At 61.6% G+C, this 13,484-nt stretch carries 15 protein-coding genes and 1 pseudogene; 12 read left to right on the top strand and 4 right to left on the bottom strand.

The window, feature by feature from the left end; all coding sequences use genetic code 11:
* Positions 1–286 precede the first annotated feature (286 nt).
* Together rhtA and INT12_RS21805 are read left to right on the top strand one after the other, a co-directional pair.
* Positions 287–1,174, top strand: a complete 888-nt coding sequence (gene rhtA / locus INT12_RS21800) for a threonine/homoserine exporter RhtA (protein WP_017846915.1) — start codon at positions 287–289, stop codon at positions 1,172–1,174.
* Positions 1,175–1,341: 167 nt separating this feature from the next.
* Positions 1,342–1,623: a hypothetical protein gene (locus INT12_RS21805; protein WP_017846914.1), complete on the top strand. Its 282-nt coding sequence runs from the start codon at positions 1,342–1,344 to the stop codon at positions 1,621–1,623.
* Positions 1,624–1,754: 131 nt separating this feature from the next.
* Here INT12_RS21805 and INT12_RS21810 read toward each other — a convergent pair whose 3' ends face one another.
* From INT12_RS21810 to INT12_RS21820, 3 genes are all read right to left on the bottom strand, one after another.
* Positions 1,755–3,563, bottom strand: coding sequence for an aminopeptidase P family protein (locus tag INT12_RS21810; protein ID WP_193041124.1), 1,809 nt, complete (start codon positions 3,561–3,563; stop codon positions 1,755–1,757).
* Positions 3,564–3,612: 49 nt separating this feature from the next.
* Positions 3,613–4,773 carry a cysteine desulfurase family protein gene (locus tag INT12_RS21815; protein ID WP_193041123.1) on the bottom strand — a complete coding sequence of 387 codons (1,161 nt, stop codon included), beginning with the start codon at positions 4,771–4,773 and terminating at the stop codon, positions 3,613–3,615.
* Positions 4,774–5,004: 231 nt separating this feature from the next.
* Positions 5,005–5,274 (bottom strand): hypothetical protein, encoded by a 270-nt coding sequence (locus INT12_RS21820; protein WP_026140011.1) that lies wholly within the window; start codon positions 5,272–5,274, stop codon positions 5,005–5,007.
* 398 nt (positions 5,275–5,672) lie between these two features.
* On the opposite strand from INT12_RS21820, the gene msuE reads away from it, so the two are divergent.
* The 4 genes and pseudogenes from msuE (at position 5,673) to INT12_RS21840 (ending at position 9,016) form a co-directional block, all read left to right on the top strand.
* Positions 5,673–6,236, top strand: coding sequence for an FMN reductase (gene msuE, locus INT12_RS21825; protein ID WP_046385331.1), 564 nt, complete (start codon positions 5,673–5,675; stop codon positions 6,234–6,236).
* Positions 6,237–6,245: 9 nt separating this feature from the next.
* Positions 6,246–6,899 (top strand): annotated as a pseudogene (locus INT12_RS21830) (LLM class flavin-dependent oxidoreductase); the annotation flags it as partial.
* Complete coding sequence (locus INT12_RS21835; protein ID WP_413468885.1) at positions 6,874–7,902, top strand: acyl-CoA dehydrogenase family protein; 1,029 nt, start codon at positions 6,874–6,876, stop codon at positions 7,900–7,902. The pseudogene INT12_RS21830 and the gene INT12_RS21835, both read left to right, overlap by 26 nt.
* A 10-nt stretch (positions 7,903–7,912) precedes the next feature.
* On the top strand, positions 7,913–9,016 hold the full coding sequence (locus INT12_RS21840; protein WP_046491040.1) for a sigma-54 interaction domain-containing protein: 1,104 nt from the start codon (positions 7,913–7,915) through the stop codon (positions 9,014–9,016).
* Here the strand turns inward: INT12_RS21840 and INT12_RS21845 are convergent.
* A complete protein-coding gene (locus INT12_RS21845; RefSeq protein WP_017846906.1) occupies positions 9,005–9,370 on the bottom strand; it encodes an antibiotic biosynthesis monooxygenase in 366 nt (121 codons plus the stop codon). The two genes, INT12_RS21840 and INT12_RS21845, sit on opposite strands and share 12 nt — an antisense overlap.
* A 100-nt stretch (positions 9,371–9,470) precedes the next feature.
* Between INT12_RS21845 and soxR the strand changes: the two genes are divergently transcribed.
* The 6 genes from soxR to INT12_RS21875 all read left to right on the top strand — a co-directional run bounded on the left by soxR (position 9,471) and on the right by INT12_RS21875 (position 13,481).
* Positions 9,471–9,911 carry a redox-sensitive transcriptional activator SoxR gene (gene soxR / locus INT12_RS21850; RefSeq protein WP_017846905.1) on the top strand — a complete coding sequence of 147 codons (441 nt, stop codon included), beginning with the start codon at positions 9,471–9,473 and terminating at the stop codon, positions 9,909–9,911.
* Between the two features lie 226 nt (positions 9,912–10,137).
* Positions 10,138–10,599, top strand: coding sequence for a VOC family protein (locus INT12_RS21855; protein WP_046384136.1), 462 nt, complete (start codon positions 10,138–10,140; stop codon positions 10,597–10,599).
* A 263-nt stretch (positions 10,600–10,862) separates the two neighbouring features.
* Positions 10,863–12,065, top strand: a complete 1,203-nt coding sequence (locus INT12_RS21860; RefSeq protein WP_046491043.1) for a PepSY-associated TM helix domain-containing protein — start codon at positions 10,863–10,865, stop codon at positions 12,063–12,065.
* On the top strand, positions 12,062–12,598 hold the full coding sequence (locus INT12_RS21865) for a hypothetical protein (protein WP_017846902.1): 537 nt from the start codon (positions 12,062–12,064) through the stop codon (positions 12,596–12,598). Before INT12_RS21860 ends, INT12_RS21865 begins: the two co-directional genes overlap by 4 nt.
* On the top strand, positions 12,595–12,924 hold the full coding sequence (locus INT12_RS21870; protein ID WP_046491045.1) for a hypothetical protein: 330 nt from the start codon (positions 12,595–12,597) through the stop codon (positions 12,922–12,924). Before INT12_RS21865 ends, INT12_RS21870 begins: the two co-directional genes overlap by 4 nt.
* On the top strand, positions 12,921–13,481 hold the full coding sequence (locus tag INT12_RS21875) for a DUF6162 family protein (RefSeq protein WP_169886154.1): 561 nt from the start codon (positions 12,921–12,923) through the stop codon (positions 13,479–13,481). The genes INT12_RS21870 and INT12_RS21875 overlap by 4 nt, the downstream gene beginning before the upstream one ends.
* The last annotated feature ends 3 nt before the right edge of the window (positions 13,482–13,484 follow it).

Below are 13,484 nucleotides of genomic sequence, written 5' to 3' on the forward strand. Positions count from 1 at the left end.
TCCAGGCCTCGATGAACTGAAGCAGGCCGCTGTCGAATCTTGCATAACTCTTTGTTTACCAAGGAGTTTTCCGTTTCGACTGCGCCGGAAGTGGGGCGAATTATAGACGTCCAGGATTTGCCGTCAACCTTTAATTTGGTTTTTCTATCAAACAGCGGAAAACCTCCAAATCCACTCTATATAGAAGGTAGAAAACTGATAATTGAGCAATATATTGCTCAGCGACACACACTTAAGCATGATAGGGCTCTTTGCTACTCAAATATGACCTCGGACGAACACCCCAATGACCACCTCCCCTCGCAGCCTGGCCTCGGCACTGTTTCCTGTCGGCCTGCTGTTGATCGCCATGGCTTCCATCCAGTCCGGCGCTTCGCTGGCCAAGACCATGTTCCCTATCGTCGGCGCTCAAGGCACCACCACGCTGCGCCTGATTTTCGCCAGCATCATCATGTTGCTGATATTGCGCCCATGGCGGGCCACGCTGACGGCCAAATCCCTGCGCACCGTGATTGTTTACGGAATGGCGTTAGGCGGCATGAACTTCCTCTTCTATATGTCGCTACGCACAGTCCCCCTTGGTATCGCGGTAGCCCTGGAGTTCACCGGGCCGCTCGCCGTCGCCCTCTATGCATCGCGCCGCGCGGTGGACTTTCTGTGGATCGCCCTCGCGGTTGTCGGTCTTCTGCTGTTGATCCCCACGGGAGAAACCAGCACCGGGATTGACCTGGTCGGTGCGGCTTATGCACTAGGCGCAGGTGTTTGCTGGGCGCTCTACATTCTGTTCGGCCAAAAGGCAGGGAATGATAACGGCGTGCAAACTGCTGCCCTCGGCGTCATGATCGCCGCCTTGTTCGTCGCACCGATCGGCATCGTTCATGCGGGTACGGCATTGCTGACGCCTGCGCTGATTCCAGTTGCCATCGGCGTCGCCATCCTGTCCACGGCGCTCCCCTACACCCTGGAGATGGTCGCGCTGACTCGCCTGCCCGCCCGTACTTTCGGCACCTTGATGAGCATCGAGCCCGCATTCGGCGCGCTCTCGGGCCTGTTCTTCCTGCAGGAGCATTTGTCGCTCGCACAGTGGCTGGCCATCTCCTGCATTATCCTGGCCTCCGTTGGCGCCACGCTGACCATGCGAAACGAGGCCAAACCTCTAGTACCAGCCGATTAATCATCTTTGACGGTAACTCTGGTATTTGTCGCTCATTTGGGCCATGTTTAGGCCGCAAACAAATGTCATTCATGGAGAGTTTCGACAAGGACAGCGCGAACGCTACAATCGAGAGCGAGTAAAGCCAGCTTCAGGCAATTTTTTCGAAGCGGCTATTAAGGATGGGAATGAAGCGAATTTTGATACTGTTAATGGTCGTGGCCATTGCTGGCTGTGCCGCGACCACCAAGACAGAAGTGAAACGGGGCAAAAAAGGGCTGCATATCAACTGTTCAGGGCTGTCCTCCTCTTGGGACCAGTGCTACACCAGTGCAGTCAACTCATGCGGCGCCAAGGGCTACCGGGTTATCGCCAAGTCCGGTGACAACTCCGAGGAGCCTGGGGACTACCCCTTCGGCCTCAACCCTGCTGGTTACACCAGCCGGAGCATGATCGTCATCTGTAAATAGCGGCCCGAGCAGTCCACTTCCGACTGCTCCGCAGCGCCCACCGAACGCCTCGACCCCGCGCAGCCCTTCGCGACGCTGCGACCGGCCGCCTGCGCGTAAATCGCAAGCGGCACTTGCCGAGCAGCGACCGATCAAATAGCCGCGGTGCGTACCTGCAACCACTCCAGCGCAGCGCCACTGAGCAATGGGCTCAAACGCTGACACACCTCGGCATGGTACGCATTGAGCCACTGGCGCTCCTCCGCCGTCAGCAACGACGGCTCCAGACAACGGGTGTCGATCGGGCACAAGGTCAGGGTTTCGAACTCGAGGAACTCACCGAACTCGGTCTTGCCCGCTTCGCGATTCAACACCAGGTTCTCGATACGCACGCCCCAACGCCCCGGACGGTAAGTACCCGGTTCAATGGAGGTGATCATGCCCGGCTGCATCGCGGTTTGCGGCGCAGTAGCGGCCTGGTAGGCGATGACCTGCGGACCTTCATGCACATTGAGGAAATAACCTACGCCGTGCCCCGTGCCATGGCCGTAGTCCACACCTTCGGCCCAGATCGGCGCGCGCGCGATGGCATCGAGCAGTGGCGACATAATGCCCTTGGGAAAATGAGCACGGGACAGGGCGATCACCCCCTTGAGCACGCGGGTGCAATCACGCTTCTGTTCATCACTCGGCGCTCCGATAGGCACCATCCGCGTGATATCGGTAGTACCGCCCAAGTACTGGCCACCCGAGTCGATCAGCAACAGGCCATCGCCTTCGATCAGCGCATGCTCTTCTTCGGTGGCGTGGTAATGCGGCATCGCGCCATTGGCATTGAACGCAGCGATGGTGTTGAAACTCAGCGACACATAACCGGGACGGCGGGTACGTGCGGCCGTCAGGTGTTCGTCGATGGTCAGTTCAGTGATGCGTTCACGGCCCAGCGCACTCTCCAGCCAGGCGAAGAACTCGCACAAGGCCGCGCCATCCTGCTCCATGGCCAGGCGGATATGTTCCGCGTCGGCCAGGCTCTTGCGGGATTTGGCAATCGTCGTCGGGTTCAGCCCTTCCACCAGCTTGACGCTGGCATCCAGGTGTTCCAGCAAACCGGCGGTCACGCGTGCCGGATCAACCTGCACACTCGCGCCCGATGGCACCGCGCGCAGGGCATCGGCGACTTCGCTGTAATCGCGCAAGGTCACGCCATCCTGCTCAAGCACCGCCCGCAGCGCGGCATCGACTTTGCTCAGCGCCACAAACAGCGTGGCCTGTTGCGCATTGATCAGGGCGAAGGACACAAACACCGGGTTGAACGATACATCGGCACCGCGCAGGTTAAACAACCAGGCGATGTCATCCAGGGTGGCGATGAAGTGCCAGTCGGCGCCCTTTTCTTTCAAGCTGGCGCGCAGTGCAGCGAGTTTTTCGCCACGGCTGACGGTGGCCTGCGGTGGCAGGTGCTGATAGATCGGCTGATTCGGCAACGCCGGGCGGTCGCTCCAGACTTCATTCAGCAGGTCGATGTCGGTACGCAGGCGAGCACCGCGCTCCGCCAGTTTGCCGCCCAAGGTACGCGCCGACGCCACGGCCATTACCGCACCGTCGACCGCCACCACGGCGCCCTGCGGCGTCTGTTCGGCCAGCCACTCCAGCGGGCCAGGTTGACCCGGCTGCAGCTTCACCAACTCGATACCGCTGCCCTTGAGTTCCTTGGTCGCTTGTTCCCAGTAGCGGCTGTCGGCCCAGACACCGGCGAAATCCGCGGTGACGATCAGCGTCCCCACCGAGCCGTGGAAGCCCGATAACCATTGACGCCCCTGCCAATAGCCCGGCAAGTATTCGGACAGGTGCGGGTCAGCGGACGGCACCAGCAAGGCATGAATGCCTTCGCGGCGCATCAATTCACGGGTATGCGCCAAGCGCTGGGGAACCGTTCCATGGGTCAAAGGCTGCGTACTCATTGTGTCTCCTGCTAACCACGAATAATTGTTATGGATTACGAATGAAGAATCAGACCGCCCAGAACGCCGGCGCACTGGCAAGGGCGGCCTTGATCAACTGCACGGCCTGGTCGATATCCTGCTCGGTGGTGAACCGCCCCAGGCTCAAGCGAATGGTTCGACCGGCGCTGTGGGCATCATGCCCCAGCGCCAGCAGCACATGGGAGGGCGCATTGCTCGCCGAATTGCAGGCCGAGGTGGCGGAAAAAGCAATGCCCGCACTCAAGGCCGCGGCGTTGAACTCGCCTTCACCTAAGGTGAGGCTGAGGGTGTGGGGAATACGCTGGGTGGCGCTGCCATTGAGACGCACACCTGCGACCGACGCCAGTTGATCGAGCAGGCGCTGGCGCAAGGCCACGATCGCCGCCTGCTCTTCACTGAACGCCTGCGCCGCCAAGGCGAACGCCGCGCCCATGCCCGCAATCTGGTGGGTTGCCAGTGTACCGGAGCGCAAGCCGCCCTCGTGGCCACCGCCGTGAATCTGCGCCAACACCTTCCGCTGCGCCCGCGGCCCGACATACAGCGCGCCGATCCCCTTGGGGCCATACACCTTGTGCGCGGAAAACGACATCAAATCCACCGGCCATTGCGCCAGGTCGATCGCCACCTTGCCCGCGCCCTGTGCCGCGTCCACATGCAACAACGCGCCGTGTTCACGCACCCGCGCGCCAATGGCGGGGATGTCGTTGAGGGTGCCCAACTCGTTGTTCACCAACATCAGCGATACCAGGAAGGTGTCCTCACGCAGTGCTTCACTCACCGCCTCGGCACTGATCAACCCATCGGCGTCCGGCGCCAGGTAGGTCACGGCCACTCCGGCCTCCTGCATCTGCCGCGCGGTGTCCAGCGTAGCCTTGTGCTCAATCTGGCTGGTGATGATATGCCCACCCGCCAAGCCCCGCGCTTGAGTCACCCCCTTGATCGCGAGGTTGTTGGACTCCGTCGCGCCGGACGTCCAGACGATCTGCTCCGGCTCGGCACCGACCAGCTCGGCCACCTGGCGACGCGCCTGTTCAACCGTTTGCCGGGCCGCTTGGCCGAAGGCGTGGGAACTGGACGCAGGGTTACCGAAATTGGCATGCAAGCCCAGACACTCGACCATCACCTGGATGACCCGCTCGTCCACCGGGGTGGTGGCGGCGTAGTCGAAATACAACGGACGTTTATTCATAACCTTAGGGACTCGCAGAGCAGGTTCCCGAGAGCAACGTCTCAGGGGCATCGACCGGAACAGAGGTCGTCAGGTTTACCCGATCGAATGCCATTAAAAAAGGACCACTTGACGTAAATGTGCGTAGGAACGCTCCTGAAATTCAGCTTAACAGGCTGACATAGCGCCATGGCAAACAAAAAGCCCGAGGCTTCTTGAGAAACCTCGGGCTTTTTGCCACTGAGCACCGGCTCAACTGGAGCGGCCATGCAGGGTCACATTACGTTCGGCGTTCATTTCGCCCTGGTGAGCAAAACTGAAAGGTTGTTGTGCCTGACCGGTCAGGGCAGCCCGCTGGCGTTGATATTCGTCAAACGACAAGCCGCGACGGCTCAACGCCTCCAGCGCCAGTTCCCGGGTTTCTTGCGCCGTGTAAGGGCGTAATTCAGGCGAAGGATGGGTCGCACAACCGGCAACGACAGAAGTGACGAGTAATAAGGAAACAGCAAAAAATCGGTTCATGGCGACGGCTCTGCGAAGAAGGTCTCAAGTCAATGAACACAGGTTACTCCCGCCCCTGGACAGTGAAAAATCACCATCCGTGATAGTCGCTATCACCCGTCGCCACACCCTCATCAGCGCCACCCTTATATTCTTTTAAGATCTATAAATATGGAAATACGTTCATTTACGGAATAAAAATAACCCTCTATAAATGGCTCCACGCGAATTCGACACTGTTCGCCAGGCAACTGTTGCGCAGGCAACAGCCATTCAACAAAACACCAGGCAGACAACAGCAACGTTTTTCAGCAGTGAGCCCGCAGCCCAGGCGGATCAAGGCCTGCAGCCGTTGGTACAGCGCTTGCTCAGACCGGCTCACTTCCCCTGCTATGCCACTGTTGAAAAAGGAACTGTTGATGACCCGTCCCCTGAATGTCGTTGCCCTCTCCGGCGGAACCTGGCGCCCGTCCCGTACCCTGGTGTTGACCCAGGCCGTGCTGGCCGAACTGGCAACGTTGTTGCCGATCCAGACGACCCTGATCGAACTCGGTGATATCGCCCGGCCACTGGGCGGCGCACTGTCGCGCGATGAGTTGCCGGCCGAGGTCGAATCCCAACTGTTGGCCATCGAACAGGCCGACTTGCTGATCGTCGCCGCACCGGTCTATCGCGGTTCTTATCCAGGCCTGCTCAAGCATCTGTTCGACCTGGTTGGCCTCAACTCGCTGATCGACACCCCTGTGCTGCTGGCCGCCACCGGCGGCAGCGAACGGCACGCGCTGGTACTCGATCACCAGTTGCGCCCGCTGTTCAGCTTCTTCCAGGCCCTGACCTTGCCGATCGGCGTATATGCCACCGAAGCCGATTTCACCGATTACCAAATCACCAACGAAGCCTTGAAAAGCCGTATTCGCCTTGCGGCAGAACGCGCAGCCCCTTTGTTCGCCGCGCACGCCCCCTCACTGTTGAAAATCGCTTAAGGATTCGTCATGGATGTTTTCTGGTTTCTGCCCACTCATGGCGACTGTCATTACCTGGGCACCACCCAAGGTGCCCGTCCGGTCACCCTCAATTATCTGAAGCAAGTCGCCCAGGCCGCTGACAGCCTTGGCTACTACGGCGTGTTGATTCCTACCGGGCGTTCGTGCGAAGACTCCTGGGTAATCGCCTCGGCGCTGGTGCCGCTGACAGAACGCTTGCGCTACCTGGTGGCAATTCGCCCTGGCATCATCTCGCCCACAGTGTCGGCGCGCATGGCGGCGACCCTGGATCGCCTGTCCAACGGCCGCCTGCTGATCAACGTCGTGACCGGCGGCGACCCCGACGAAAACCGCGGCGACGGCAGCTTCCTCGACCACCGCGAACGCTATGAAGTCTCCGACGAATTCCTCAAGATCTGGCGCCGCGTATTGCAGGGCGAATCGGTGGACTTCGAAGGCAAACACCTGCGTGTGCAGAATGCCAAGGCACTTTACCCACCGGTGCAGAAGCCTTATCCGCCGCTGTACTTCGGCGGTTCCTCCGACGCCGCCCACGACCTCGCCGCCGAACAGGTGGACGTGTACCTGACCTGGGGCGAACCACCCGCCGCCGTCGCCGAAAAACTCGCGGATGTACGTGAACGGGCCGCGCGCCACGGGCGGTGCGCGCTGGAGCGACACCCTGGCCATCGTGCGTGAATTCGCCAAGGTCGACAGCTCCATCGCTCATGTCTTCGGTTTTCACCACCTGATGCTCGCTACGGTGCGCCTGTTTTCGCGGCCGGACCAATGGCAGCCGTGGTTCGAACAGACCGCACGCAAAAACTGGTTCTGGGGCAACGCCCTCAACCCGCTGGACACGCGCACGCAGGTCAAGGATTTCGGCGGTTGGCGTGAGTTCTCCGGCAAGAAGAGCTTCTGCTCCGGCGCCAGCGACTCGGAAATGCTGATCGCCTCGGCGGTGGATGAGAGCGCCGGCGGCAAGTTGCTGATCGCCGCCATCCCCAGCGGGCGCAGCGGCATCACCTTGCACAACGACTGGAACAATATCGGCCAGCGCCAGACCGACAGCGGCAGCGCCAGTTTCGAACGGGTGCGCGTCGAGGAGTCGGAATTGCTGCTCGACCCGGGCCCTCTGAGCACACCGTTCGCCTGCCTGCGCCCACTGATCGCGCAGTTGACCTTCACGCACATGTTCCTCGGCATAGCCGAAGGTGCCTTTGATGAAGCGCGCAACTACACCCTCACCGAAACCCGTGCGTGGCATAAATCCACCGCCGAGGATGTGCGCCAAGACCCTTACGTGCTGCACCACTACGGCGAATTCTGGGTGGCCCTGCAAGGTGTGCGCCTGCTGGTGGAACGCGCCGCCGCGCTGCTCGATCAAGCCTGGGCCCAGGGGCCGAACCTCAGCGAAAACGAACGCGGCCAACTGGCCATCGCCATCGCCACCGCCAAGGTCGCCGCCAGCCGCCAGGGCCTGGAGTTGTGCAGCCGCCTGTTTGAAGTCACCGGCGCGCGCTCCACCCATGCGTCACTGCGCCTGGACCGGCACTGGCGCAACCTGCGCACGCAAAGCCTGCACGACCCGGTGGACTACAAACTCCACGAACTGGGGGACTGGGCGTTGAACCAGTCCCTGCCGACTCCTACGTTCTATTCATAAAGAGGTGCCCATGCAGCTTTTAACCTTACCGCCCTCGCCCGCCCTCGCCACCTCGATCCGCGCCACGGCCCAGGTCTTCGAAGACCCGAAATCCCAGGCACTGCTCGACCATATCCAGCAAGTGGCGCCCAGCGAAGCCAGCGTGTTGATCATCGGCGAAACCGGGACCGGTAAAGAGTTGGTGGCGCGCCACATTCATAACCTCAGCGCACGACGCAACCGGCCCTTCGTGGCGGTGAACTGCGGGGCGTTTTCCGAATCGCTGGTGGAAGCCGAACTGTTCGGCCATGAAAAAGGCGCCTTCACCGGCGCCCTCAGCGCCAAGGCCGGCTGGTTCGAAGAGGCCGACGGCGGAACCTTGTTCCTCGATGAGATCGGTGATTTGCCGATGGCGATCCAGGTCAAGTTATTGCGCGTACTGCAAGAGCGGGAGGTGGTGCGTCTGGGCTCGCGCAAGAGCATTCCCATCGATGTGCGCGTGCTTGCGGCGACCAACGTGCAGCTGGAAAAAGCCATCAACGCCGGGCACTTCCGTGAGGACCTCTACTACCGTCTCGACGTGGTCAGCCTGGAACTCAGCCCGTTGCGCGAGCGTCCCGGCGATATCCTGCCGCTGACCCGACACTTCATCGAAGCCTACAGCCAGCGCCTGGGCTACGGCCCGGTCACCATCAGCCGCGAGGCCGAACACAAGCTGAAAAACTACAGCTGGCCGGGCAATATCCGCGAGCTGGAAAACGTGATTCACCACACCTTGCTGATCTGCCGCAATGGCGTGATCGAACGCGACGATTTACGCCTGTCGAACCTGCGCATCGAGCGTCAGGACGACAGCCCGCACGGCACCGACAACAGTGCCGAAGCCTTGCTTGAACGGGCCTTTCAAAAGCTGTTCGAGGAACAGGCCGGTGCCCTGCATGAAAAAGTCGAGGACGCGTTGCTGCGTGCCGCCTACCGCTTCAGCCACTACAACCAGGTCCACACCGCCAACCTGCTGGGCCTGAGCCGCAACGTCACACGCACGCGCCTGATCAAGATCGGCGAACTGGCGGTGAACAAGCGCCGCCCGGGGGGAAACGTTCAGGGTGAGCGCATGCTGCACCTATCCATTTAAACGGCAGTGCAACGCATTGTCATGGCTGCGCTCGAAACTGTGCAGCACCTGGAACGAACCGAAGGTCACGGCCGTGGCCTGGTGGGCGCGTATCAGTGTCCAGAAATCTTCCTCGCCGTGCTCAACGCACTGGAAGGCCGCCTCGCCGTCCTCGCGTGAGCGCCATTGCAGGTAATTGAGTACCCGCCGCCCGTCATCGCTGACCTGCACACTCGCATTGAGAAAGCCGCCGTGCCCTTGGGCCAGGCGCTCGCTCTGGATGGACAATGCCGCGACCAGGGCGAGCTGTTGCTGGGGCTCGACCTGAAACTCGATCAATTGAGTGAAACTGCGATTCTTCTCTGATACCTGCATGAACACTCCCCTTTCTCTGTAGGCAGAATCTTGTGATTCGATACCACGCAGGGTAAAACCTCTAGTTAAGTCAAGGTCAAGGGTTAATCCGGAGTTTTTCATGGTTACCAAGGAGCTTACTGTTGGCCAACTGTCTGCCCGCAGCGGCGTGGCGGTCACGGCCCTGCATTTCTACGAAACCAAGGGGCTGATCAAAAGCAATCGCAATGCCGGCAACCAGCGGCGCTACCCGCGCGACGTACTGCGCCGGGTGGTGGTGATCAAGATCGCCCAGCGCCTGGGGATTCCGCTGGCGACGATTGGTGAAGCGTTGCAGGCCCTGCCGGATGGACGCACGCCGACGGCTAAAGATTGGCAGCGTTTGTCGGCATCGTGGCGGGCAGATCTGGACGAGCGCATCAACAAGCTGATGCTCCTGCGCGACAAGCTCAATGGCTGTATTGGCTGTGGATGTCTGTCGCTGGAAGCCTGCCCGTTGCGCAATCAGGGCGACCTGCTCGGTGAGCGTGGGCCGGGGGCTCAGTTGTTGGAGCCCAGCTGAAAAACCGCTCCCTGTGGGAAATGTTCACCTTAAACCCCTGGGACAGCGCCGCGCCCTGAAACCCGTGGTGTCGCTGCGGCTGGCGCCCGCCGCAGCACTTATGGCGCAACGATCTGCCTGTTCACTGTTGCCTGGGCAACACCTCGTCGGTTGCCCGCAAGCCACGGCTGGCGTGGCCTATAGTGAAAGGGCCGTCCCTTCATAAACACAATTCAGGGAGAATGATATGAGCGTAAAACCTATTCCCGAGGGCTATCACAGCATCACGCCCTACCTGGGCGTCGAAAAAGCCGCCGAAGCCATCGAGTTCTACAAAAAAGCCTTCAACGCCACGCAAGTCATGCGCCTGGACATGCCCGACGGCAAGGTCGGCCACGCTGAACTGCGTATCGGAGACTCGGCGATCATGCTCGCCTCGCCCTGCGGTGAAATGGCCTTCGGCAGCCCGCGCGATGGCCACACCAGTGTCGGCCTGCATTTATATGTGGACGATGTCGACGCGCAGTATCGACAAGCGGTCGCAGCCGGCGGCCTGTCCATTTCCGAACCCAAGGACCAGTTCTACGGCGACCGCTCCGCCACGCTGAGAGATCCGTTCGGCCATGTGTGGTTCCTGGCCTCCCGCAAGGAGGATCTGAACGAAGCACAAATCCGCCAGCGCGCCGAAGCGCTGTTCAAGCAAGGCTGAGCCTGGGAACGGGCTTGCTCGCGATGGCGCTCGGGCAGGCCCGCTGCCACTGTTTGATCGAGGGTCGGCTTGAGACGGGGGCTGCCCAGCACCGCGGCCTCAGCGCCCCGAATGTGAACCTGAAACATTTGCTTTCATATCTGGGTTAGGGATTTCTCATTCTCATCCGTCTTAACTTAGATACAGCCTGTCGCGTCAGCAAAAGCTACGACCGGTCTTTTCCGGGCCCTCATTGCCCCCCTCCGATCAAGACTCCCATTCACATGTCGAAGAAGTCGCGCTCAAAACTCTGGTTTCTCGTACACAGCTGGCTGGCATTACCCATCTGGTTTTTTGTACTGATCGTCTGCGTCACCGGCACCCTGGCCGTGGTCAGCCAGGAAATCGTCTGGCTGGCCAACCCGGAAATCCGCGCCAGCAAGCCGTCGGACGCCGCCGAACCGCTGAGCTATGACCAGGTGATCAACGCCATCAAACGCGCCGAGCCCCTGGTGATCGTGCAATCCATCATCCGCCCGGACGAGTCGCACTTCGCCCTGAGTGTCACCCTCAGCTACCCCGACGGGCGCTCGGTGGAGGTCTATGTCAACCCTTACACCGGGGCGATCCAGGGCATCAGCCCGGCGTTCGACTTCAAACAATTCACCCGCGCCCTGCACGGCTGGTGGCTGGTGCCATTCACCAATGGGTTCAGTTGGGGCTGGTACCTGGTCTCCGCGCTCGGCCTGCCGTTGCTGGCGTCGTTGATCACCGGGCTGGTGGTGTACAAGCGCTTCTGGAAGGGCTTTTTGCGCCCGACCCTGCGCATCCGCCATGGCGCGCGGATCTTCTGGGGCGACTTCCACCGCCTGAGCGGTATCTGGTCGATCTGGTTTATCGCGGTCATTTCCATCACCGGCACCTGGTTCCTGATTCAGGCGATCCTGGGGGATAACCAGATTTCCATCTCCAGCGAACCCATCGTGCCGGTGATCGCCCGGGAGAACGTACCGACGTCCGCCCCCGGCGTGCCGGCGCCGATGATTGCCCTGGACGACGCGATCGAAATCGCCAGCCAACGGATTCCGGGGCTGGAGACCAGCTTCGTGTTCCTGCCACTCAATGCCTACAGCCATCTGCAGATCGGCGGGCGGGGCTGGTACCCGTTGATGTTCCAGACCGCGCAGATCAACCCCTACACCGGCGAAGTCGCGGTTTCGCACCTGCTGTCCAACCGCTCGACGCTGGAGTTCGTCACCGAGTCGATGCGCCCGCTGCACACCGGCGACTTTGGCGGGCTGTGGATCAAGCTGATCTGGGCATTCTTCGGCCTGGTGTTGAGCATGATGGTGTTGAGCGGCCTGCTGATCTGGACCAAACGCACGGCCCTGGCCACCCTCCATGCCCTCAAGCGCAGCCACAAGGCGCCGCGCCAGGCGGCAGCGGTCGCGGCCCTGCAGGCTGAAATGGCGGAGGGCAACCAATGAGCAAGGTCGCTGCCGCAACGCCTTCGCCACTGCGCGCCGTGTGGCTGAAATGGCGGTTCCACCTTAACGTCCTGCTGTTGCTGGTGCCCCTGGGCTTCATGCCCAAGTACTTTGCCGACGCCGCGCTGTTTCGCGGTGACAGCGGCATCGGCGAGCGGGTGGCCGGCGAGGTGCAGGTCGGGCCCTGGAGCCTGACCCTCGCCGAGTTCCGCAACGAAGGCCCGCGCCCCGACCCAGCCGGCCCGATGAAATTCTTCAATGCGGCCCTGTGCGCCAACTGCGCCGAGCAGGTCAAGGCAACCTATCTGCGTATCGGCAAACCGCGCAGCCTGCGCGCCGCCGGGGTGATCTTCTTCGGCACGCCGTACCGCATGGGCGCGCTGCTGCCGGTGCCCGAGCGCACGCCGGCCGACGCCGAACTGTGGGTCACCATGGAAGGCTGGGACGGCACGATGCACCAGGGTTCCATTGCGCTGAGCCAGGCCTCGCCTGCCACCATTGCCTGGCTGAACAAGCAAGGAGTCAAACCATGACATTGATACGCCTGAGCCGCGCCTGCGCCACGTTGTTGCTGTGCGTCGGTTTCTGTCCCACAGCCGTGGCCCACAACCCGATGTGCGAATGCAAGGAAATCCCCGGCGAACAGATCCAATGCACCGGCGGTTTTTCCGACGGCAGCGGCGCCCCCGGCGTGACCCTGGATGTGATCGGCTACGACGAAACCATCCTCGTGCCCGGCAAGCTCGGCGCGGACTCGACCCTGACTTTCAAGAAACCCTCAGCCGAGTTCTACGTGCTGTTCGATGCCGGCCCCGGTCACGTCGTTGAAATCGACCAAGCGGATATCCCGTCCCAATGAGTACGACACAGGTGGTACGCCCAGCCGGGGCCGGGCACGAAACCCTCTATGTCCTGCTGCTGTGCCTGATCATTCTGGCGGTGGCCGGTACGGTGGTGGCCCTGCACGGTGAAACCCAGGCCGTGGTTGCCGTGCCCAGCCACCAGTTGGACGCGCGCCGCGACCTCAGCGCCGCCGAGCAAGGCATCTACGCCGACCTGCGCGTGACCCTGGATGAAATCCACTGGCTGCAGCAGGCACACAGCGCCCTGCCGACGCCCGCGCAACTGGCCGAAGAAGGCTTTGCGCCCTTTGCCCAGGACGCCAGCTCGGTCAGCCGTGGCGATCATCGCTGGCAGTTGCTGGCGCCGTCGGCCTACCTCGGCGTGAGCCAGGCGCCGGCCACCAGCGGCTCGCTACTGATGCGGGTAACGGGCGCCGAGCCGGACATCTGGCTCAACCGCCGCCCGGACCTGACCGCCCCCGCCGACCTCACCGACCAGGCGCTGATCGCGGCCGGCTGGCAGCAAGTGGTCGCGCAATTCGACGCCGGCGTGACCCGCCAGCACCGTCACTGACCG

It is taken from the genome of Pseudomonas sp. K8 (genome assembly GCF_014889455.1).
Classification (GTDB): Bacteria; Pseudomonadota; Gammaproteobacteria; order Pseudomonadales; family Pseudomonadaceae; genus Aquipseudomonas; species Aquipseudomonas veronii.